This is a genomic window from Bradyrhizobium yuanmingense (genome assembly GCF_029167105.1).
Lineage (GTDB): Bacteria > Pseudomonadota > Alphaproteobacteria > Rhizobiales > Xanthobacteraceae > Bradyrhizobium > Bradyrhizobium yuanmingense_A.
On the sequence record NZ_JARFML010000010.1, the window covers coordinates 140,657 to 161,170 of the forward strand.

Genomic DNA, 20,514 nt, shown 5'->3' on the forward strand with positions numbered 1-20,514 from the left:
TCGGATTGCGCAGCCCAAGCGGTGTTCGCGGAAGCGACGATGACGACCTCTGGCAACACTCTGGGCGAGTGACGTCGCCGCGCGCGAGGCCCCTCAGTACGGCGCCTGGCGGTCCGGGATTTGTCTGGGCTCCGTTGCGACGGGGCTGCATCACAAGATCTGCCACGTGCTTGGAGGCAGTTTCGATCTACGTCACGCTGAAACGCATGCTGTCATGCTCCCTCACGTTGTCGCCTATAACAGCGCCGCCGCGCTGGCAGCGATGGAACGTGTCGAGAATGCATTGAGCCAGCCGGATGCTGTCGCCGGCCTGTTCGCCCTCAATCGGACGCTGGGCAATCCTCTTTCGCTCTCCAAGCTCGGCATGCCTTACGAGGGAATCGCGCGAGCCGTCGAGCAGGTCATGAAAGATCAGTATTCGAACCCCCGACCGCTCGAGGCGGCCGCATTGCATTCGATGCTTGCGAGGGCATGGTCAGGTGAAGCCCCGCATGCTGAATGAACTATACCGGCTCCATATTGATTGAAAAGAATAAGAGACCGTGATGAGAAACTTCGATGAGACGTCCATAAAGGAAGCAGTGCTGGAAAGAGTACGCGCCAGGCACCCAATCCCCGACACCGTATCATCAGCGAGGCGCTAGTTCGTCACCTTCATGATTTCGTGCGGGAGGTAGAGCCAAGTTATGACGAATGCGCGAAGGCAATCTCGTTTCTGACGCGCGCCGGTCAAAAGTGCACTGATACGAGGCAGGAATTCATTCTGCTTTCGGACACTTTGGGCGTGTCGATGCTGGTGGACGCTATTAACCACCGTCTTCCGAGCCATGCGACGCAAACGACCGTGCTGGCACGCGGCAACAGAGTCGCAAGGGACATGGCCGCGTTGCGCTACGACTTTGTGCTCGTCAATGTCAGCAAATGATACCGCGGAATTCTGCGCTTCGCTGCCTTGACTGAAGTCCCGGTACTCCCGCCGACAGCCTCGGCTTCGACGGGAGCCTTTCGCCTAAGGCATCATTGCGCGAAGAACTTGAGAAGTGCATCGGCCGTCTCGGCCGGGCGCTCTTCCGCCATCCAGTGGCCGCAATCCCGGATACTTCCGCCCGAGACGTCGCTGGCGAATTCCTCCAGCATGGCGACGATTTTCGGTCCCCACCTGTGATCGCCTCCCAATGCGAGAACAGGTATCGTCAAGGGAGATCGCTTCCAGTCGAGTGCGTTGGCATGGTCAACCGGGAATGCGCGATACCATTCGAGGCCACCTCGCGTGTTGCCAGGCTGAGCCATGGCGCGCGCATAGATTTCCACTTCCTCGACCGGCAGTGCACCGTGGTTGAAGGTACGATCGGCGAAAAAGGTCGAGACGTAGTCAAATTCGCGGCCGTAGATCAGGCGTTCCGGCAAATCACGCTTCATGTGGAATGCGAAATGCCAGACCATCGGATCGGCGAAATTGGCTTCCCACTGGCTCCATCCGGGCATCGGCGCATCGAGGATGGCAACGCGGGTCACGGCTTCGCGGTGGGTGAAGGCCAATGCCAGGGCAACCATTGCCCCGATGTCATGGCCGCAGACGGCGTAGCGGCTAAAACCGAGTACGACCATCGCCCCGTGCACGTCTTCGGCCAGGCTTGCCTTGTCATAGCCGCTCTGGGGGCAGTCGGAATGCCCCGCCCCGCGTAGATCGAGGGCAATCACGGTATGATGCTCGGCGAGTACCGGCATGATCCTGCGCCATTCCCACCAGGTCTGTGGCCAGCCATGGAGCAGTACGAGCGGGGGTCCATCGCCCCCTACGACAGCATGGATCTTTACGTCGCCCACACGTAGCGATTTGTGACGGAAGCCGTTTAGTTCAGAATTCATTCTTGACCCCTTCATTAAAGTTAGCGTTGCGGCGCTGGATGTGTGGCCGCTGGCGTCTTCGCCAGAAAATCGGCGATCAAGCGAGCTAGTTCGTCCGGACGTTCTTCCGCGGGATAGTGCCCGCAGCGTTCGATGACGGCTCCTTGAACATCCTTGGCGACCCGACGCACCGTCTGCTCGGATGCGGCTCCGTAACCCCAGTCAGCCCCGATCGCGAGAACTGGCATCGGAAGCGGCGTTTGTCCCCAGACCGAATTGTCACCTCGGTCGATCGGCAACGTGCGGTAATAGCTGAACGACGATCTCAGTGCTCCAGGCCGCTGAAGCGCGCGCGCGTAAAATTCAATGTCCGCGTCGCTCACTGAATTGGCATCGAACAGACCGACTTTCTCGCGTCTCATGAAATGATCGACGAACATTTTCTCTCGTCCCCGGACCAATTCCTCCGAGATGTCACCGGCCATGTTGAAGCCGAAGTGCCAGCTTCCGCCTTTCGAAATATCCATTGCCTCTTCCTGGCCGAAGCCCGGAAGACTGCTCTCGATAAAAATCAGGTTGTTGACCTCTTCAGGCCATTGTGCCGCGTAGGCGTACGCGACGTGTCCACCCAGATCGTGCCCGGCAAGAGCGACGCGAGACAAACCGAGCCCATGCGCGAATTCTCTAAGGCGGCGGGCAATTGTCTTTTTGTCGAAGCCCGCGTCGGGCTTTGACGTGTAGCCAAAACCCGGCAGATCCGGAGCCACGACGTCATACGCAGAGCTGAGAGACTTCGCCACGCGACGCCAGGCATGCGATGTCTGCGGCCAGCCATGAAGGAGAATGATCGGGGGACCACCTGAGCCCATCCGATAGTAGGCAAAGCGAATGTCGCCGGCCCGTAGTGATCGGTAGGGGTATAACTCAGCGTCCATGGCGCTTCCCCTCGATGCAAACGGCTGAAAAAGGAGGGGAGGCAATTTGACGACCATTTGGTCTAAAAATGCGCAAATGCGTTGGCGACGAAACCATCGAAAATCTCATTTTGCAAAACGATCAAGCAGGGCTTGAACGACGGCTTGCGATGAGCCGCGGTCGGCATTTGTCTTGCTGACGACGCGCATGCCTTCGAGCAGGCACATAATGAGACGCGCGGCGGTCGAGGGCTCGACCCCATCCGCCAATCGTCGCTCGGACTTCGCGCGTTCCAATGCCGTCATCAGCCGCGCTTCCATCGCCTTGAAGAAGCGTCGAATGCGCTGTTCCACTTCGACGTCCTGACTTCCCAATTCCATGGCGGTTGCCACAATCAGGCATCCGCGCTTGGCGCCAGCCCCGCTGGTTCGCTCGACGTATCTTGCAAGGCACGCCCGGATGCCGTCCAACACGTCTTTGTGCGGATCAAGGTCGGCATCCAGGCGTGTCAAGGAGTCTGCGATGTACCGGTCGAGCGCACGCAAGAACAGCCCGTGCTTGTCACCGAAGGCGGCGTAGAGACTTCCACGAGAAAGATTCGTCGCCTCAAGCAACTCCGGAAGCGACGTCGCATGATAACCTGATGTCCAGAACACGCCCATGGCGCTTTCGATAGCGTCATCGGGATCGAACTCTCTCGGACGGCCGCGCATCCGCTGCGAAGTCTCTCGTATCATGATCAATATCTAGACTAAGCGGTCGTTAATATCAAGCCCGTTTCACTCGGAGGAGGCAGCAAGATGCGAGGCCAAGACGGGCCTCAATTTGGACTTTGCAACTTAACGGACAGCTCTTGCAAATAACGACCGAGTGGTCCAAAAAGAAGGAGTCCAATAACCGGAGTGCACAGATGGCGACGGATACAAACAGGCCTGTGAATGTCGCCGTAGTGACCTACGTGTCCGGGCGCGCAGCAGCGCCTTTTGGCTTTCCAGCGCGCAACGCTGCGGAGCTCATGGTCGAAACCATCAATGCAGGAGGCGAGCTCCCAGAACCTTACGCTGCTTCGGGCTTCGCTGGTCGCAAGCTGTCACTGAGGGTCTACGACGAGAGTGGCTCGGAAGACGAACAGATTGCGCTGTTGCGGCGCATACATGCTGACGGTGCGGATATCGTGGTCGGGTACGCGGGCAGCGCAGTCGGTATGGCCATTGCGCCCGTTGCCGAGGAACTTGGCCTGCTAACGGTTGTTTCCGGCGGCGGCGCCAGTCAGTTGTTTGCACGCCAGTGGGATTGGGTCTTTCGTACCCAGACGACGACAACGGCTGATTCTGTCGGCGCAGCGCGCTACGTGGCTGGCCAACTCGGGATCTGCGGCCTGGCTTTTGGTGGTATCAACCAACAATATCTCTGGGGTACGGATAGCTGGAGAGAATTTCGCGCCGCCTTGCAGGTCCTCCAGCCCGATGCGCAGGAGGTCGGAGGTCACTTTGCGCCGCTCTATTCCGGTTCTGTCGAGACCCCTATCAACCTTCTGAAGGAGCAGGGTGCTCAGCTCATTCATTCCGGAAATTGGGGAGTGGATCTGTTCCGTCTGGTCGAAGTCGCACGAACAACGATACCGGATGCACGCTTGCTGTTGGTGTCCGGTGAGAGCGGCCTTCACCGGTTGGCGGGGATAATTCCCGATGGCACTATCGTTGGGGGCCGTGGTTCGCACGGACTGCTGGCGCATGACACTGAGTTGAACCGCTGGTTCAGCTCCAACTATCGTGATCGATACGAAATTGCACCGATCTATCCTGCCTATGGGGTTGCCAACGCGCTGCTAGGATTGAAGGCTGCTTGGGATAGTGCCGGCGCGGGGGCTGCGACGAGTGACGTTGCGTCGGCCCTGGCCGGCTCGACGTTCGAAGGTGTCGGATCGACAATTTCGATGACGCGAGCCAACGGTCGCCAGGCTGTTGCCGAAGCAGTCTACGGGACCGTACGACGACCAGCAGGTAGCAAAGAGATAGATTTGACGAACATTGAGCGGTTTGCGCCCGATAACGTAACTCCTCCGGACCGGATGTCTGGACTTGAATGGATCGAGGGACGTTTCGGTAATTAGTGACATAAGCGCTATCGCGCTGGAGGAGAAGCGACCCGCGTCAGATCCCCACCTTCATGAAGTGTCGATTACCTGTTCGCCACGCGATGAGGCTTCAATGCGCTGGCAATATCGACTTCGATCCCAGATGAGGTTGCTGGGTCGTGTCCCCAGTGATGGTGTCGCTCGGTAGAGCAAAGCGCCCGCACGCGCGCCCACCCATAGCGCCGTAGCAGGCGGGCCGCCCAGCGCCTGATGGAGCTGGAAGTCAAAGGCCAGACCGGGGCGGGTGGCGACGCGCTACACAGGCTCGCCGCAAACTATCTTGCCTTCGTTCAACTCGCGTTGAGGCTCTGGCTGCGCCTTAGTGAGTCCGCGCCCCTAGCCTTGCTTATTGCGGACCGTGGCCTGCGTCACGATGCTGTTCGGCGGCACACTGTGGGTCAGCCAGACATTGCCGCCGATCGTCGATCCGCGGCCGATGGTGATCCGGCCCAAGATCGTAGCGCCGGCATAGATGACGACGTCGTCTTCCACGATCGGATGGCGGGCGTCGCCCTTGATCAAGCTGCCATCGTCGTCGGTCGGGAAGTGACGGGCGCCGAGCGTGACGGCCTGATAGACGCGGACGTTGTCGCCTATGATTGCGGTCTCGCCGATCACCACGCCGGTGCCGTGGTCGATGAAGAAGCCAGAGCCGATGCTCGCGCCGGGGTGAATGTCGATCCCGGTGCGGGTATGCGCGATCTCGGCAATCAGGCGAGCGATAAGCCGGGCGCCCAGCCCGTGCAGGATATGGGCGAGGCGGTGATGAATGATTGCCGTCATCCCGGGATAGCCGATCAGGATCTCGGGAAAATTTCGCGCGGCGGGATCACCGACGAAGGCGGCCCTGAGGTCATTGATGAGGAGCCCGCGCACGATCGGCAGTCGCGACCCGAATGTCCGGGTCAGTTCGACGGCGTCCTCGCGGTGGAAGCCGGCGGTGAGCTCGTCGCCGATGAAGAGGGCACCGCGATGGATCTGGTCGCATAACGAGTCCAGGGCGACGCCGAGGGTGTTCCCGACGAAATAGTCGATATTCTCGCCGTCGAGCTCGGAGCGACCGTAATGCCGTGGAAACAGTGCCGCCGTGAGGCCATCGAGAACCGCCTCCAGGGCTTCGCGCGAGGGGGCCTGGCGCGCTTCGCCGTCCCTGCGAATGCTGTGCGTCTCGTCCCGGGAGACGCGTAGCTCGGCCACGATCCGGTCGAGCTGCCACCGCCTGGCAGTCGGCTCCGGGTCCGATGTCGGGATTTCGCGTTTCATGCTGCCCTCGTTTCATGCCGGAGATCGAGAAGCCGCAGGAGTGCTCCTACCTGACATGCGCCAGGGGGATGCTGATCTCGGCGAGCAAATCCAGATCGAAATCGTGCTTTATCTCGATATATTGACCGTTCCAGTATACAAGCCCCGACAGCTGGGGCGACAGCTCGAAGCTCAAGATGCTGCCGACGATGATCCCATGCGAGTATCGCTCGATGATCTCCTCCACCTGGCACTCGACCGTCGCCAGTGAATTGCCAAGCAGGGGAACGCCGGATAGCCCGGCCGTCCAGGCGACGCCTTCATAGCGCTGGGCCCCCTTCAGCCTGCCATTGCTGAATCGGCTCGCGAGCTCCTGCTGGTCGGATCCGAGAATGTTGACCCCGAACACCCTGTGACGCTCGATCGGGGCAAAAGACGAGGCCTGCCGATTGACGCTGACCAGCACGCGCGGCGGGCTCGCGCTGAGTGAGGTCAGCGACGTGACCGTCATGCCCGTGATGTCGTCGTCGCGGCCGGCCGTGATGATGCTGACGCCACCGGCGAGGCGGCGCATCACGGCGCGGAACTGGTGCTCGATCTCATTGCTGTCAGTGACGAGATGGATGTCCGACTTTCCCATGTCTGTCTCTCCTTGCGTCGGACCGTCGAATGCGGCGCCATCCTGCCTAGAAGAAGCCTTTCGCCGGCAACGGCGTGCCGCTGATTTCGTACTGGCCGATCGAGCGCGCCTTGTAGGTGGTCGGATTGTGCGACGACAGCGTACGCGCATTACGCCAGTGCCGGTCGAAATTGGTGACCTTCTTGGTCGCCGACGCGCCGCCGACGTCGAACAGCAGGCTGCCGCCGCGGATGGCGAAATCGTCCGCGACAATCTTGGCCTTGGCCGAGAGCAACGCGGCGGTGTGGGCGGCTTCCGCGGCGTTCGATGCGCCCGCGTCGAAGGCATCGGTCGCGACGTCGAGCGCCTCGGCGGCCGCCAGCACCACCGTTTCGGCCGCGAACGCACCGCTGGCGATCTGGCCGACGGTCTGCTGCAGCAGGGGATCGTCGGTCGGAACTTCGGTCGGCGCGTAGTAGAAGGTGCGCTTGCGCGATTGGACGAGGGCGGTCGCATCGCGCAAGGTTGCGCGTGCAATGCCGGCTACGATCGCGGTCAGGAACAGCTGCGCGAACGTGTTGGAGTAGGGTACGCCATAGCCGGTGTCGGGCGTGTCGAAGACGATCTCCTGGCGCTTGACCTTGACGTTCCGGAAGTGTGTCGTGCCGGTTGCGGTAAGCCGTTGTCCGAGCCCATCCCAATCGTCGACCAGCTCGATACCCTCTCGCTTGATGGGAACGATCGTCGCGCCGGTCGCTCCAGAAGGATCGGCGGCGCGGACCAGGACATAGTCGGAGTACAGCGTGCCGGTGCTGTAATATTTGGTGCCGTTGAGGAGGTAGTCACCGTTTCCGTCCGGCGTGAAGGTGGTGCCCGGCGTGACATTGCCGACGCGCGGGCTTTCGAGCTCGGTGGTGGCGAGCCCGATGATCGCGCCTTGCGCGACGGCCTTCTGCCAATCGCGGCTCTGCTCGTCCTTGGGCGTACGCACCAGCCGTTCCACCACGCTGAAATGGTTGCGCAGGATATGCGCGACATTGGCGTCGGCCTCGCCGAGGCGGATGACGAAGGCGAAGAGATCCCGGATCGAGCTGCCGGCGCCGCCAGCGTCCACGGGAAGCCGCAGCGCGCCGAGACGGGCGCGGCGGATGAGATCAATGACTTCGAAGGGCAGCACGCGGTCGCGTTCCCGCGCACTCGCGCCTTCTGAGATCTGGTTGAGCAGCGCTTCCAGTTCCGGCGACGCAGTCTTGAGCGGCTCCGATGTGCCGAGCGAGGGCGCAGATACGGTCTTGTTCATGATCGGCCTGTGGGTCACGTTTCTAGAGCTGGGCGAGATGGTCGGTGACCTTGACCGGCTCCGGCAAGACCTTGCGGGCGACGAGCCAGTCGGCGGCCTTTTGCAACTCGCTGATGAAGCGCTCGTCATTGACGGCGAAGTAGCGATACTTCCGCTTCAATGCGATGAATTGGTCGCGAACCTCGTCGCTGTATTTCCCGGCCTTCTGGGCGATGTACTCGGCGTCCTTGCCGTTCTCCGAAATCCACTTACCTTCGGCGCGGAACGCATCGTTCACGGCGCGCACCAGCGCGGGATTGTCGGTGGCGAATTTGCGCGTGGTCAGGTACGAGGTGTAGTCGATCTGGAAGTCGAGATCGCGGCCCTCAAGGAAGATGTTATGCGCCTTGTATTCGAGCCGCGCGATATCGACGCCGGGGCTCCACATCGACCAGGCGTCGACCTTGCCGGAGGCGAGCGCAGGCGCGGCATCGGGCGGATTGAGATAGACGAATTTGACCTTGGAACGGTCGACCTTGTGCTTCTCGAGCGCGGCCACCAGCAGGAATTCGCCGAGGCCGGAGCGGTTGACCGCGACCGACTTGCCGACGAGGTCCTCGACCTTATCGATGCCGGAGCCGTCCTTGGCGATAATCGCCGTGGTGCGGGGCTCGTAAACCACGAACTGGGTGAACACCAGCGGCGAACCGGCGATGATCGCGGCCAGCGCAGGGGTCGTGCTGCCGCCGAAGCTGAAATCGGCGCTGCCTCCGGTGACGGCCTGCAACGTCGGGGCGTGGTTCGGGAAGGGCCCGAGCCATTCGACCTTGATGCCGTCCTTGGCCAGCACCTTCTCGAACTCGCCGCGTTCCTTGGCGATCAGATTGAGACCGCTCATGCCCCAGGTCAGGCGAACCGTATCCGTGGTGCGGCCAGTTGCGGCCTCGGCAAAGTCGCCGATGTTCAGGCCGGCGAGGGCGCCAACGCCGAAGGCCGCGGTGCTGAGAAAGCTACGGCGGGACGGCTTGGAGATGGAAGAGTCGGACATGATGGCCTTCCGTTTGAATCAGTGGGTGGAGTGCGAATTCACGCCGAGCTCGGCAAGGAGCTCGCTGCGCGAGATGGGTGTCGAGCCGTTGCGCGCGGCGCGGTGCTCGTAGGCGATGGCGCCGTTCCGCATCACCAGGATGCGATCCGCCAGAGCAATCGCTTCGTCGACGTCGTGCGTGACGAGCAGAACGCCCGGCTGATGGTTGGCGACGAGCTCGCGAACGAGCTCATGCATGCGGATGCGGGTGAGCGCGTCCAATGCGGCAAACGGCTCGTCGAGGAGCATGAGCTCTGGCTGCTGCACCAGCGCGCGGGCCAGCGCGACGCGCTGGGCCTGTCCGCCGGACAAATTGCGCGGCCAATCGTCGAGACGGTCGCCAAGGCCCACCTCGGTCAACGCTTCGGCCGCGCGCTCGCGTGCGTCCGGCACCTGCAAACCAAGCGAGACGTTGCGCCAGAGGCTGTCCCAGGGCAGAAGCCGGTGCTCCTGGAATACCACCGCCGGCCGGCGCGGCGCGACGATGCGCCCGCCCTGGATCGAGTCCAAGCCGGCGAGCGCCCGCAGCAATGTCGTCTTGCCGCAGCCGCTTTCGCCCAGCAGGGCGACGAACTCGCCCCGTTCGATGCGCAAGTTCAGCTTTTCGATGACCACGCGGCTGCCGTAGCTGCGCACGAGATTGCTGACGATGACGGCCGGGCCGGTTTCGAATGAAGCGGGCGACAGTGGAGCCACGTGAGCGTTCATCGGGCTGCCCCATAATTCGGATGCCAGGCGAGCAGGCGCCGTTCGAGAAAGCGTGCAATTCCGTCGGCCGCGACGCCGATGAGCGCATAGATCACGATGGTCAGCACGATCACGTCGGTGCGCAGGAATTCACGCGCGTCCATGGCGAGAAAGCCGATGCCAGCCTGCGCGCCGATGGTTTCAGCCACAACCAGCGCCAGCCATGCCGTCGCGAGCGCGTAGCGGACCCCGGTCAGGATCGACGGCAAAGCGCCCGGAAGGATGATGCGGCGGATCAGCTGAAGCGAGCTCAGGCCCTGAACGCGACCGAGTTCGAGCAATTTTGGATCGACCTGGCGAATACCGAGGACCGTGTTGATGTAGATCGGGAAGGTGACGCCGAGGGCCACCAGGAAGATCTTCTGAGTCTCGCCGACGCCAAGCCAGACGATGACCAGGGGCAGCGCTGCGAGGAACGGGATGGCCCGGATCATCTGCACACTGCGGTCGATTGCGGCTTCGGCGATGCGGGAGAAACCGACGAGAATGCCAAGGCCGCCACCGACGGCCGTGCCGATCGCGAATCCCGCGGCGGCCCGCAGCAGGCTTACGCCGAGATCGTTGAGCAGTGTCCCCGTGGTCGCGAGCTTGAACGCGGTCCGGATCACCTTGCTCGGTGCGGGGAGGATATGCGGCGAGAGCCATCCGGCTTGCGCGAGCCATTCCCAGATGGCGACAAGCACGACCGGCGCCAGCCATGACAGAAGCTGAAGGCCCCGCGCGCCTGGCCTTCTGCTTGCAGCGGTCGGAGCGAGTGCGCTGTTGCCGCTTTGCGCCGACGGCGCACTGTTAGCACCGATCGCGGCACGATCGATGCCGCTCAGTTCCATATTGCTCAAGACGCGAGACCTCGTTTTCACGCACTGCATTTGATGCAGAAAGCGTGACGGCAATCACCTGCCGTCTCCACAAAATGTCCCACGAAATCGGGTCGACAGAAATAGAGCGGTATTTCAATTGTCGCTTGCTGCGGAGTGATCTGCTGTCGTCGCAGCGAGGATGCGCGACAAAGATAATCTTTTGATGCGCGTCTGCTTGAACTTGCGCCAACGATTGGCGAGAACGGCGAACGTCGAGAGAGTTACGGGAGAGAATGATGACGGCTGCACCTCTTCGCTTCGGCATCTGGGCGCTGGTGCATGGGCCGCGTGCCGCGCATCAGGACCCGGAGGAGCCCTATGATGCCTCCTGGGAACGCAATCGTGATCTCATCCTGGCGGCCGAGCAACTCGGGTACGATTCGACGCTGATCGCGCAGCACACGATCAATCCGCATCAGGAGGATCTCGATCAGCTCGAAGCCTGGAGCGCGGCCGCCGCGATCGCCGCGCTGACGCAGCGCATCGAGATCATCGCTGCGATCAAGCCGTATCTCTATCACCCGGTCGTGCTGGCGAAGCTCGCGCTCGGGATCGAGAACATCAGCCGTGGCCGTTTTGCGATCAATCTGGTCAATGCCTGGAACCGGCCCGAGCTGGAGAAGGCCGGGATCGGCTTTCCCGAGCACGATGCCCGCTATGCTTACGGCAAGGAGTGGATCTCCGTCGTGTCTCGCCTGATGGAGGGCGAGCGCCTCAATTTCAGCGGCGATCACTTCAACGTCACGGACTATGCGCTGCGGCCGACCAGCCTGTACCGCAAGCGCCCCGCCATCTATGTCGGCGGGGAATCCGAGCCCGCGCGCGATCTGGTCGCCGGCCATGGCGATGTCTGGTTCATCAATGGCCAGCCGCTCGATGATGTCGCCGGCCTGATCGCCGATGTCGTGGCGCGGCCGCGCGGTTCAGCGCCGCCATTGCGCTTCGGTCTGTCCGCCTTTGTCGTGGCACGCGAGACTCGTGATCAGGCGCAGGTCGCCTATGAGCGGCTGCTCAGCCTTGCGGCCAAGGACGCGCCGATGAAGGCGATCCAGAAGCAGAATACCGACCCGAAAGTCGTGATGATGCAGACGATGCAGAAGACGCCGCGGGTCGGCAGCAACGGCGGCACGGCCGCGGGGCTGGTCGGCAGTTACGATGAGGTTGCGGCGCGCATCGAGGCATTCCATGCCGCCGGTATCGAACTCTTCATGCTGCAATTCCAGCCGTTCGAGGCAGAGATGCGGCGTTTTGCGGAGGAGATCATCCCTCGTGTCCGGGCCGGACAATCGGCCAGGCCTGCTGCGAAGCTGGCCCATCCCTTAGGATAAGCGGTCGCGACGATCAGGCCGAGGCGACTGCAGGCGGGTGCTTCGTATAGCGGCTCGCCGGCCGTGGCAGTCCGAAATGGTCGCGCAACGTCGTGCCCGTATACTCGGTCCGGAACAGTCCGCGCCTCTGCAGGATCGGCACCACGGTATCGACGAAGGTCTCCAGCCCCGTGGGCAGAACATCCGGCATCAGGTTGAAGCCGTCGGCAGCGCCTGCCTTGAACCAGGTTTCGATATCGTCGGCAATCTGCTCCGGCGTGCCCACGATGATGCGATGACCAACGCCCCCGCCGAGCGCGCGGATCAATTGGCGGACGGTGAGGTTGCCGCGGCGGGCGATGTTCACGGTACCCTGGAACATGGTGTGATTGGCGTTCGCCGGAAGCGGCAATGGATTGGGAAGCGGCTTGTCGAGTTCGAGCAGAGCAGGATCGATCTGCAGCGTGCCGGCAAGCCGTGCCAGGCTGTATTCGATCGGCACCAGTTCCCAAAGCTCATCTTGCCGACGCTTTGCTTCGGCTTCCGTGCTGCCGATGACGGTCGCAAGTCCCGGCAGAATGACAATGGAATCACCGGAGCGGCCGTAAGCCGCAGCACGCGTGCGCAGATCGCGCGCGTAGGCGACGCCTTCCTCGATCGACTGCGCCAGCGTGAACACGGCTTCCGCATAGGCGGCGGCGAAGTCGCGCCCATCGTTGGAGCCGCCGGCCTGCACCGTTACCGGCCGTCCCTGCGGCGAGCGCGGGACGTTCAGCGGCCCGGCCACCGTATAATGCGGGCCGCGATGCGCGATCGGGTGCACCTTCGACGTATCGACAAATCGCGCGCTCGCCTTGTCGCCGACGAAGGCGTCGTCCTCCCAGCTGTCGAACAGGGCGTGAACGACCTCCGTGAATTCCTTGGCCCGCTCGTAGCGGGCCTTGTGTTCCAGCGCGCCCGAGAGGCCGAAATTGCGGCTCGACGCGGCATCTGCGGTGGTGACCGCGTTCCATCCCGAGCGGCCGCCGCTCGCGTGATCGAGCGACACGAAGCGGCGCGCAATGTTGTAGGGCTCGTTATAGCTCGTCGATACCGTCCCGATCAGGCCGACATGCGTTGTGGCGGCCGCGACCGTTGCCAAAATTATGGTCGGCTCCAGCGACGTGAACGACCGATAGTCGATGCGATCATTCACGGCCGGCGAATCCGCCAGAAAAATCGCGTCGAGCTTGCCGCGCTCGGCAATCTGCGCCACGCGGACGTAATGACCGAGGTCGAAGAATGCGCGCGGATCACTGTCGGGCAGGCGCCAGGCTGACGGATAGACGCCGGAGTGAAGCAGGTTGACGTTCAGGTGTAGTTGACGTGGCAGCATTCGAATTCCAGAGGTCAGCTTTGTCCGATCGGGAGGCGCACGAAGATGGGCTCCCGATCAAGACCCTTTCGGCGACCAGATCTTGATGGTCGTGGTGTCGAGCTTCACCGGGATCAAACCCTCGGCGTGGAATGCATCGGCAATGCGCTGCTGCTCCGACAGGCCTGGTCCGGTGACTGCGCCCACCTGATAGGAGCGGTGGCTGTTCGCTTCTTCGACGATTGCCGCGTCGATACCCCAAAGCCCGGCGAGCAATGTAGCGGCGTCCTTTGGCTGCGCCTTCACCCATTTGCCGGTTGCGGCAAGCTTGGTGAAGATCACATTCAGCACCTCGGCATGCTTATCCGCATAGGCGGCCGACGCGAGGTAATAGCGCTTGTAGCTCGCAAGGCCGTTGCTGCCGTCGGACAGGATCCGGCCCTTGGTCTGATGCAGGGCGCTGGTCAGGAACGGATCCCAGGCGACCCAGGCATCGACATTGTTGCTGACAAACGCCGCACGGCCGTCCGCCGGCGTCAGATAGGCGGGCGTGATGTCCTTGAAGCTGAGCCCGGATTTCGCCAGCGCCGCAAGCAGTAGATAGTGGCTGCCGGCGCCCTTGGTCACCGCGATCTTCTTGCCCTTGAGATCGGCAACGGTCTTGATGGTTGTAGACTGCGGCACGACGATCGCCTGCGCTGCCGGCGAGGCGGCTTCCTCGGCGACATAAGCGAGCTTGGCGCCGGCGGCCTGCGCGAAGATCGGCACGGTGTCGGCGACATCAGCGCCGAAATCGATGCTGCCGATGTTGATGGCTTCCAGCAGCGGCAGGCCGCTGGTGAACTCGTGCCAGGAGATGGTGACGCCGAGCGGCGCGAGCGCCTTCTCCAACTCGCCGTTCGTCTTCAGGATCGCCGTCAGCGTCGAGGATTTCTGATAGCCGATGCGGATCTCTTCGGACTGGGCGGGTTGAGCGCACACGATGGTGCAGAGGCTCAGTGAAGCTGCGGCGAGCGCTCGCAAGGACATTCGGAGTTGCATTTCGGTATCCTGATCAACAAGGCTGCAGACGTACGCAATGTGCCGATGAACGAGGTCGCCTGGCAATTTCGGAATGCGACGCAGAAGGAGGCGAACATTCTCCTGTAGAACAAAGGCAGAGAATGAAGTTCTTGATGTGATCAAGTCTGAACATCGCGATCCACGACACCACGCACGGATTGAAACCAATGCTTGACCGCAGCGGATCGACCGATCCCTGCTGTGCTGGGGCGAACGAGATCTCATTTTTTCTGAGCGCCTGAATGGGAAAGAATTATCCAAGCCTGCGTGAATCTCTGAAATTGCCAGACCGGCCATCTCGCGCGATCTTGTGCGCTGCGGGAACGATGCTGCGTTCTAAGCATCGGAACCGCGAAAGACGGCGATGCTCGGTCTGGATGCGCTGACCGGTTGTCGCGGGCGGCCAAGGTCAACGCCGGGCGCCGACGGTATGGAATGGGAGTCGCAGATGAACGCGCATCAATCGCTCATGATCGCTCAGCCGATCGGCCCTGAGGAAGTGCGGTCGTATGGGCCGCAATCGGATGCTATGGTGCGCTTCGAGCGCATCTCTAAGATTTATCCGGCCTATCGCGACAAACCCGAAGTCCTCGCCTTGCAGGGCATAGACTTCGAGATCGCGCGCGGCTCGATCACCGGAGTGATTGGGCGCTCCGGTGCCGGCAAGTCGAGCCTGGTTCGTCTCATCAACGGGCTGGAGAAGCCGACCACGGGCCGTGTCGTCGTCGACAATAGCGACATTTCGGCGCTCACAGGGCGCGATTTGCGGCTGGCACAACGGTCGATCGGGATGATCTTCCAACATTTTAATTTGCTGTCGTCGCGCACTGCGGCCGACAACATCGCGCTACCGCTGGAGATCGCCGGCTGGTCGAAGGCCGATATCAGGACACGCGTGAGCGAACTGCTCTCGTTGGTTGGCATTGCTGACAAGCACGACCGCTATCCATCAGAACTTTCCGGCGGCCAGAAGCAACGCGTCGGCATTGCTCGGGCGCTGGCGACGCGGCCGAGCGTTCTATTGTCGGACGAGGCGACTTCGGCGCTGGACCCGCAGACCACGCGCGCCATTCTCGATTTGCTCGCGAATATCAACCGCGAGCTCGGGGTGACCATCGTGTTGATCACCCATGAAATGTCCGTGGTGCGTCAGCTCGCCAAGGAAGTCGTGGTGCTCGATGCCGGCCACGTCGTCGAAAGCGGCCATGTCGCGGACATCTTCACGCATCCCAAACATCCAATTACGCAGTCGTTTATCGCCGAAGTGACTGGCGACAGCTTGCCAGTTTCGCTGGCCAGCCGGCTCGTGCAAGAGCCCGGCGGTCAAACCGTGATCCGCCTCCAGGTACGCGGGGCAGGGGTTGGCGACACGTTGATCGCGCGGCTGGCCCGCGAGGTCGGCCTCGACGTATCGCTGCTCTCGGCGCGTATCGACGAGATTGGCGGCCAGCATGTGGGTACGCTTGTGCTCGGAATTCCCGGGGGCGAGATCGTGGCTACGCGCTCAATGGCGTGGCTCTCTCAACATCAAGTCTCGGCGGAGCGTCTCGGCTATGTCGCCTGAACTCATCAATCTGATCATCCAGGCCACTGGAGAGAGCTTGTACATGGTCGGCATCGCGGCGCTGCTCGGCACCGCCTTCGGCCTGCCGCTCGGCGTGTTCCTCGCCACCAGCCGCAACGGCGAACTGTTTTCGGCTCCCCTCATCAATCGCGTGCTTGGCATCATCGTCAATGCGACGCGTTCGACGCCCTTCATCATCCTGGTCGTTGCCATCATCCCGTTCACGCGATTGATCGCCGGCACTTCGATCGGTTCGACCGCTGCTATCGTACCGCTGGTGATCGCGGCGACGCCGTTCATCGCGCGCCTGGTCGAGGCTGCGATCCGCGAGGTCGACGGCGGCCTGATCGAGACGGCGTCCTCATTCGGCGCTTTGCCGATCCAGATCGTCTTCAAGGTGCTGATCCCCGAAGCGCTGCCCGGCCTGTTGCTGGCGCTGACCCTGGCGGTCGTCAGCCTGCTCGGCTATTCAGCCATGGTCGGCGCGGTCGGCGGTGGCGGGCTCGGCGATCTCGGCATCCGTTATGGCTATCAGCGCTTCATGCCGGAGATGATGTTGGCCGTCGTCGTCGTGCTGATCGCCTTGGTGCAGCTCGTACAAAGCGCAGGCGAATATCTGGCGCGCCGGGTAAACCGTCGGCTGAGGCACCGCTGATCCAAGCTTTCAAGAAACTGGAGACAACCATGCGCATTATCGCAATACTTGCGGCGACAACCCTGCTTGCAACGACGGCGACGGCCGAGACGATCCGCGTCGGCGTGACCGCCGGTCCTCATGCCGAGATCATGGACGTCGTGAAGAAGGTTGGCGCCGATCGCGGGCTCGATATCAAGGTGGTCGAGTTCACCGATTATGTGATCCCGAACCAGGCGTTGGCGCTCAAGGACCTCGAAGCCAATTCATTCCAGCACGAGCCGTATCTGAAGAACCAAATCTCCAAGACCGGTTGGAAGCTGGTCAAGGTCGCCACCACAATCGCCTCGCCGCAGGGTGTCTACTCGCAGAAGTACAAGAAACTCGCTGATCTGCCAGAAGGCGCCCGCGTCGCGATCGCAAACGATCCGTCCAACGGCGCCCGCGGCCTGATGATCCTAGCGTTGCACGGCGTGATCAAGCTGAAGGATCCGAACAACGTTGCCTCGACCCTTACCGACATCACCGACAACCCGAAAAAGCTTCGCTTTGTCGAACTCGACGCCGCCCAGCTTCCGCGCGCTCTGCAAGATGTCGATCTCGTGTCGATCAACAACAACTACGCGGTGCAGGCGGGCCTTAATCCAGCGGTCGATGCGATTGCGCGAGAGAGCGCGGAAGGCCCGTGGGTCAATATTCTGGCGTTCCGCGAGGAGGACAAGGAAAAGCCGTGGGTCAAGCAGCTCATCGACGCATACCGTTCAGCTCCTGTGAAGGAGTTTCTGGACAAGCGTTTCAAGGGCACTTACATCGCTACGTGGTAAGGTCGTCGCACGGGATTACAAGATTGGGATAACTATCTTGCCGGTTCCGCCGGCCGTGCGATGGTCCTCGATACAGGTTCCTTGATCCGGTAGGCCGATCCAGGATGTGTATCGCGGAGCCGTGAACCGCCTCCCGGGAACAGCTTTTCGCGCAGCGTGCCCTCGCGGTAGGCGGTCTTATAGACGCCGCGCGATTGCAGCTCCGGCACCACGAGGTCGACGAAGGCGTTCAGCGATTCCGGCGCGACCAGGCGGAACAGGTTGAAGCCGTCGACGTCGGTCTCGTCCGCCCAGGCTATCAGCTCGTCGGCGACGTCCTGTGGCGAGCCGACCACGAAGGGCGACCGTGCGCCGGCCCGGCTCAATTTGGCGAGGTCGCCGACATTGACCGGCCGTTCGCTTCGCACCGTGAAATTCTCGACCATCGACTGGATGGCGTTGCTCTCGACATATTCGATCGGCTGGTCGGGCCTGTAGGTCGAGAAGTCGATGCCGGTCCAGCCCGACAACAGCGCGAGCTGGCCGGTCTGGTCGACATGCCGCGCGTAGTCTTCCAGAAGGTCATTGGCCTCGGCTCGGGTCGGCGCCACGATCACGGTCGCGCCGGCGAACAGGCGGATGTCATAGGGATCGCGGCCAAAGGCCTTGGCGGCCTCTCGGATCTCCCGGACAGCGCGGGCGAGGATCGGCTTGGTCTGGCCATTGAGAAAGATCGCTTCGGAGTGTTGGGCCGCAAAGGCGCGGCCACGTTTGGAGGTGCCGGCCTGGTACAGCAGCGGCGTCCGCTGCGGCGACGGCTCGGCGAGATGGATCCCGTCAACCTTGAAATAGGGGCCGTCATGCCGCACCCGATGCAGTTTTGCGGGATCGGTGAAGATGCGACTGGCGCGGTCGCGGCAAACCGCGTCGTCCTCCCAGCTTCCCTCCCATAGCTTATAGGCGGCGGTGAGAAAATCCTCGGCCGCATCATAGCGGTCGTCATGCGCGCGGCCGGCCGGAAGGCCCATGCCGCGCGCGCCGCTATCGAGATAGCCTGTGACGATGTTCCAGCCGATCCTGCCCTTGGTGAGATGGTCGAGCGTCGAGAACGTGCGGGCGAGCTGATAGGGATGCTCGAAGGTCAGGTTCGACGTGATGCCGAAGCCGAGATGCTTGGTGACGAGCGCCATAGCGGATACCAGGAGCGTCGGGTCTGCGTTGGGGAGCTGGACCGCATGCCGCGCGGCAGCCTCGGCATTTCCGCCAAAGACGTCGTACACGCCGAACACGTCGGCAAGGAAAATGCCGTCGAGCAGTCCGCGTTCCGCGGTTCTGGCGTAGTCGATCCAATAATCGAGCGTGTTGTAATCGATTGACGCATCACGCGGATGCGACCACAAGCCCGCCCAATTGTGGCTCGGTGCGGTCATGTTGAAAGCGTTGAAGCGCAGTTCGCGCGGTCTCGTCATGGTCTAGCCCGATCGTGCATCGCAGAGCCGATCCGCTCTGCGCGATCATTTTTAGCATCTTGCGCCAGCGAGTTTGTTTCCAATTCGGCGAACGCGCGGAAACAAAAGCGTTGCGATGCCACGATGATGCAGCACGCGTATCGCTATTTTCCTGGAGCGCTCGACAGCCGCAAAATCCGACCGCATCATTTTCGCCGACAAGCACCGCTTGCCGCGCAAGTTTGCGCGCTCTCGAAATGAAAAGGGAATTGCAGATGGCGTTGGAGACCCGGAACTTCGAGACGCTCGCATTGCATGGTGGATCGTACCGCACCGACCCTGCCACGGGTGCAGTCGCGGTTCCGATCTATCAGACGACGTCGTTCCAGTTCGAGAACACCGATCATGCCTCGCGGCTGTTCGCGCTGGAGCAGCTCGGTCCGATCTACACGCGTATTGGCAATCCAACCCAGCAGGCCTTCGAGGATCGGCTTGCTGCGCTCGAGGGCGGGGCGGCGGCCCTCGCGGTTGCCTCCGGACAGACGGCGTCCGCCTTCGCGATCTTCAACATCGCGCAGACTGGCGACAATATCGTGTCCTCGACGGACCTTTACGGCGGCACTTGGACGCTGCTGTCGCAGACCCTCAAGCAATTCGGCATCGAGGTGCGCTTCGTCGATCCCTCCGATCCCGAGAACTTCCGCCGCGCGACCGATGCGAAGACGCGAGCCTATTTCGGCGAGACGCTTCCGAATCCCAAGCTGAACGTATTCCCGATCAAGGAGGTCGCCGATATCGGCCGCTCGCTCGGCGTGCCGCTGATCCTCGACAACACGGCATCGCCGTTAATCGCGCGGCCGTTCGAGCATGGCGCTGCGGTGGTGGTCTATTCGACCACGAAGTATATCGGCGGCCATGGCACCGCGATCGGCGGCGCCATCGTCGACGGCGGCAATTTCGACTGGGCCGCGCATGCGGAGCGCTTCCCGCTGCTCAACAAGCCCGATGAAGCCTATCATGGCGCGATCTGGACCGAGGCTGCGAAGCCGCTCGGCCCGATCGCCTACATCCTGCGCGCTCGCGTCAAGCTGTTGCGCGACCTCGGCGCATCGATCGCGCCGCAGAACGCCTTCCAGTTCATCCAGGGCATCGAGACCCTGCCGCTGCGTATCCGTCAGCACAACGAAAATGCGGTAAAGGTCGCGAATTTCCTCGCCAAGCATCCATCGGTGTCGAACGTGATTTTCCCCGGCCTGCAGACCGGAGAGAACCGGCGCCGGGCGGAGACCTATCTGAAGGGCGGCTTCGGCGGGCTGGTCGGCTTCGAGTTGAAGGGGGGCGTCGAAGCCGGGCGGCGGTTCATTGACGCGCTGAAGCTGTTCTATCATGTCGCCAATATCGGCGACGCTCGTTCGCTCGCCATTCATCCGGCATCGACGACGCATCAGCAGCTCACTCCGGCCGAGCAGCTCGCCGCCGGCGTGACCCCCGGCTATGTCCGCCTGTCGGTCGGCATCGAGCATCCCGACGACATCCTGGCCGATCTCGGGCAGGCGCTGGCGCAGGCCGACGCCGGCACACGCAAGGCCGCGTGAGACGCATCAACTG

Annotated in this window: 19 protein-coding genes and 1 pseudogene; 8 read left to right on the forward strand and 12 right to left on the reverse strand. The window is 62.2% G+C overall.

What is annotated here, in order from left to right:
• Positions 1-166 precede the first annotated feature (166 nt).
• Both P0R31_RS15455 and P0R31_RS40855 read left to right on the forward strand, forming a co-directional pair.
• Positions 167-502 (forward strand): hypothetical protein, encoded by a 336-nt coding sequence (locus tag P0R31_RS15455; RefSeq protein ID WP_430516666.1) that lies wholly within the window; start codon positions 167-169, stop codon positions 500-502.
• Positions 503-545: 43 nt separating this feature from the next.
• Positions 546-850 (forward strand): annotated as a pseudogene (locus tag P0R31_RS40855) (dioxygenase); the annotation flags it as partial.
• Positions 851-1,017: 167 nt separating this feature from the next.
• Here P0R31_RS40855 and P0R31_RS15470 read toward each other — a convergent pair.
• The 3 genes from P0R31_RS15470 to P0R31_RS15480 form a co-directional block, all read right to left on the reverse strand.
• Positions 1,018-1,869: an alpha/beta fold hydrolase gene (locus tag P0R31_RS15470; RefSeq protein ID WP_275496826.1), complete on the reverse strand. Its 852-nt coding sequence runs from the start codon at positions 1,867-1,869 to the stop codon at positions 1,018-1,020.
• Positions 1,870-1,889: 20 nt separating this feature from the next.
• Positions 1,890-2,783, reverse strand: coding sequence for an alpha/beta fold hydrolase (locus P0R31_RS15475; RefSeq protein ID WP_275496825.1), 894 nt, complete (start codon positions 2,781-2,783; stop codon positions 1,890-1,892).
• A 105-nt stretch (positions 2,784-2,888) separates the two neighbouring features.
• A complete protein-coding gene (locus tag P0R31_RS15480; RefSeq protein WP_275496824.1) occupies positions 2,889-3,500 on the reverse strand; it encodes a TetR/AcrR family transcriptional regulator in 612 nt (203 codons plus the stop codon).
• Between the two features lie 173 nt (positions 3,501-3,673).
• On the opposite strand from P0R31_RS15480, the gene P0R31_RS15485 reads away from it, so the two are divergent.
• Entirely contained in the window at positions 3,674-4,876 is a 1,203-nt protein-coding gene (locus tag P0R31_RS15485; RefSeq protein WP_275508808.1) for an ABC transporter substrate-binding protein, read from the forward strand.
• A 360-nt stretch (positions 4,877-5,236) separates the two neighbouring features.
• On the opposite strand, the gene epsC is transcribed toward P0R31_RS15485, so the two are convergent.
• Genes epsC through P0R31_RS15515 form a run of 6 tightly spaced genes read right to left on the reverse strand, consistent with a single transcriptional unit; the run spans position 5,237 to position 10,704 of the window.
• On the reverse strand, positions 5,237-6,163 hold the full coding sequence (epsC, locus tag P0R31_RS15490) for a serine O-acetyltransferase EpsC (protein ID WP_275508809.1): 927 nt from the start codon (positions 6,161-6,163) through the stop codon (positions 5,237-5,239).
• Between the two features lie 46 nt (positions 6,164-6,209).
• The gene (locus P0R31_RS15495) at positions 6,210-6,782 is read right to left on the reverse strand and encodes a flavin reductase family protein (protein ID WP_275496821.1); all 573 of its coding nucleotides are present in this window, start codon (positions 6,780-6,782) and stop codon (positions 6,210-6,212) included.
• Between the two features lie 46 nt (positions 6,783-6,828).
• The gene (locus P0R31_RS15500; RefSeq protein WP_275508810.1) at positions 6,829-8,061 is read right to left on the reverse strand and encodes an acyl-CoA dehydrogenase family protein; all 1,233 of its coding nucleotides are present in this window, start codon (positions 8,059-8,061) and stop codon (positions 6,829-6,831) included.
• A gap of 22 nt (positions 8,062-8,083) precedes the next feature.
• Positions 8,084-9,088 (reverse strand): NrtA/SsuA/CpmA family ABC transporter substrate-binding protein, encoded by a 1,005-nt coding sequence (locus P0R31_RS15505; RefSeq protein ID WP_275508811.1) that lies wholly within the window; start codon positions 9,086-9,088, stop codon positions 8,084-8,086.
• Between the two features lie 18 nt (positions 9,089-9,106).
• Positions 9,107-9,835 (reverse strand): ABC transporter ATP-binding protein, encoded by a 729-nt coding sequence (locus P0R31_RS15510; protein WP_275508812.1) that lies wholly within the window; start codon positions 9,833-9,835, stop codon positions 9,107-9,109.
• Complete coding sequence (locus tag P0R31_RS15515) at positions 9,832-10,704, reverse strand: ABC transporter permease subunit (protein ID WP_275509226.1); 873 nt, start codon at positions 10,702-10,704, stop codon at positions 9,832-9,834. The genes P0R31_RS15510 and P0R31_RS15515 overlap by 4 nt, the downstream gene beginning before the upstream one ends.
• Before the next feature lie 266 nt (positions 10,705-10,970).
• Between P0R31_RS15515 and P0R31_RS15520 the strand changes: the two genes are divergently transcribed.
• Positions 10,971-12,062, forward strand: a complete 1,092-nt coding sequence (locus P0R31_RS15520) for an LLM class flavin-dependent oxidoreductase (RefSeq protein WP_275508813.1) — start codon at positions 10,971-10,973, stop codon at positions 12,060-12,062.
• Positions 12,063-12,075: 13 nt separating this feature from the next.
• Here P0R31_RS15520 and P0R31_RS15525 read toward each other — a convergent pair whose 3' ends face one another.
• Both P0R31_RS15525 and P0R31_RS15530 read right to left on the reverse strand, forming a co-directional pair.
• Positions 12,076-13,416: an LLM class flavin-dependent oxidoreductase gene (locus P0R31_RS15525; protein WP_275508814.1), complete on the reverse strand. Its 1,341-nt coding sequence runs from the start codon at positions 13,414-13,416 to the stop codon at positions 12,076-12,078.
• 57 nt (positions 13,417-13,473) lie between these two features.
• Complete coding sequence (locus P0R31_RS15530; RefSeq protein WP_430516667.1) at positions 13,474-14,436, reverse strand: aliphatic sulfonate ABC transporter substrate-binding protein; 963 nt, start codon at positions 14,434-14,436, stop codon at positions 13,474-13,476.
• Positions 14,437-14,926: 490 nt separating this feature from the next.
• On the opposite strand from P0R31_RS15530, the gene P0R31_RS15535 reads away from it, so the two are divergent.
• The 3 genes from P0R31_RS15535 to P0R31_RS15545 are packed head-to-tail and all read left to right on the forward strand — an operon-like array spanning position 14,927 to position 17,479.
• The gene (locus tag P0R31_RS15535) at positions 14,927-16,021 is read left to right on the forward strand and encodes a methionine ABC transporter ATP-binding protein (RefSeq protein ID WP_275514838.1); all 1,095 of its coding nucleotides are present in this window, start codon (positions 14,927-14,929) and stop codon (positions 16,019-16,021) included.
• The gene (locus P0R31_RS15540; protein WP_275514768.1) at positions 16,011-16,676 is read left to right on the forward strand and encodes a methionine ABC transporter permease; all 666 of its coding nucleotides are present in this window, start codon (positions 16,011-16,013) and stop codon (positions 16,674-16,676) included. Before P0R31_RS15535 ends, P0R31_RS15540 begins: the two co-directional genes overlap by 11 nt.
• A gap of 29 nt (positions 16,677-16,705) precedes the next feature.
• Entirely contained in the window at positions 16,706-17,479 is a 774-nt protein-coding gene (locus P0R31_RS15545) for a MetQ/NlpA family ABC transporter substrate-binding protein (protein ID WP_275508817.1), read from the forward strand.
• A gap of 32 nt (positions 17,480-17,511) precedes the next feature.
• On the opposite strand, the gene P0R31_RS15550 is transcribed toward P0R31_RS15545, so the two are convergent.
• Complete coding sequence (locus P0R31_RS15550; RefSeq protein ID WP_275514769.1) at positions 17,512-18,927, reverse strand: LLM class flavin-dependent oxidoreductase; 1,416 nt, start codon at positions 18,925-18,927, stop codon at positions 17,512-17,514.
• A 254-nt stretch (positions 18,928-19,181) separates the two neighbouring features.
• Between P0R31_RS15550 and P0R31_RS15555 the strand changes: the two genes are divergently transcribed.
• On the forward strand, positions 19,182-20,501 hold the full coding sequence (locus tag P0R31_RS15555; RefSeq protein WP_275514770.1) for an O-acetylhomoserine aminocarboxypropyltransferase/cysteine synthase family protein: 1,320 nt from the start codon (positions 19,182-19,184) through the stop codon (positions 20,499-20,501).
• Positions 20,502-20,514 lie beyond the last annotated feature (13 nt).

What these genes read in the sequence shown, in the direction of transcription:
- P0R31_RS15470 (WP_275496826.1), bottom strand. Translation starts at nt 1,869, where the DNA reads ATGAATTCTGAACTAAACGGCTTCCGTCACAAATCGCTACGTGTGGGC.
- P0R31_RS15475 (WP_275496825.1), bottom strand. Translation starts at nt 2,783, where the DNA reads ATGGACGCTGAGTTATACCCCTACCGATCACTACGGGCCGGCGACATT.
- P0R31_RS15480 (WP_275496824.1), bottom strand. Translation starts at nt 3,500, where the DNA reads ATGATACGAGAGACTTCGCAGCGGATGCGCGGCCGTCCGAGAGAGTTC.
- P0R31_RS15485 (WP_275508808.1), top strand. Translation starts at nt 3,674, where the DNA reads ATGGCGACGGATACAAACAGGCCTGTGAATGTCGCCGTAGTGACCTAC.
- epsC (WP_275508809.1), bottom strand. Translation starts at nt 6,163, where the DNA reads ATGAAACGCGAAATCCCGACATCGGACCCGGAGCCGACTGCCAGGCGG.
- P0R31_RS15495 (WP_275496821.1), bottom strand. Translation starts at nt 6,782, where the DNA reads ATGGGAAAGTCGGACATCCATCTCGTCACTGACAGCAATGAGATCGAG.
- P0R31_RS15500 (WP_275508810.1), bottom strand. Translation starts at nt 8,061, where the DNA reads ATGAACAAGACCGTATCTGCGCCCTCGCTCGGCACATCGGAGCCGCTC.
- P0R31_RS15505 (WP_275508811.1), bottom strand. Translation starts at nt 9,088, where the DNA reads ATGTCCGACTCTTCCATCTCCAAGCCGTCCCGCCGTAGCTTTCTCAGC.
- P0R31_RS15510 (WP_275508812.1), bottom strand. Translation starts at nt 9,835, where the DNA reads ATGAACGCTCACGTGGCTCCACTGTCGCCCGCTTCATTCGAAACCGGC.
- P0R31_RS15515 (WP_275509226.1), bottom strand. Translation starts at nt 10,704, where the DNA reads ATGGAACTGAGCGGCATCGATCGTGCCGCGATCGGTGCTAACAGTGCG.
- P0R31_RS15520 (WP_275508813.1), top strand. Translation starts at nt 10,971, where the DNA reads ATGACGGCTGCACCTCTTCGCTTCGGCATCTGGGCGCTGGTGCATGGG.
- P0R31_RS15525 (WP_275508814.1), bottom strand. Translation starts at nt 13,416, where the DNA reads ATGCTGCCACGTCAACTACACCTGAACGTCAACCTGCTTCACTCCGGC.
- P0R31_RS15530 (WP_430516667.1), bottom strand. Translation starts at nt 14,436, where the DNA reads ATGCAACTCCGAATGTCCTTGCGAGCGCTCGCCGCAGCTTCACTGAGC.
- P0R31_RS15535 (WP_275514838.1), top strand. Translation starts at nt 14,927, where the DNA reads ATGATCGCTCAGCCGATCGGCCCTGAGGAAGTGCGGTCGTATGGGCCG.
- P0R31_RS15540 (WP_275514768.1), top strand. Translation starts at nt 16,011, where the DNA reads ATGTCGCCTGAACTCATCAATCTGATCATCCAGGCCACTGGAGAGAGC.
- P0R31_RS15545 (WP_275508817.1), top strand. Translation starts at nt 16,706, where the DNA reads ATGCGCATTATCGCAATACTTGCGGCGACAACCCTGCTTGCAACGACG.
- P0R31_RS15550 (WP_275514769.1), bottom strand. Translation starts at nt 18,927, where the DNA reads ATGACGAGACCGCGCGAACTGCGCTTCAACGCTTTCAACATGACCGCA.
- P0R31_RS15555 (WP_275514770.1), top strand. Translation starts at nt 19,182, where the DNA reads ATGGCGTTGGAGACCCGGAACTTCGAGACGCTCGCATTGCATGGTGGA.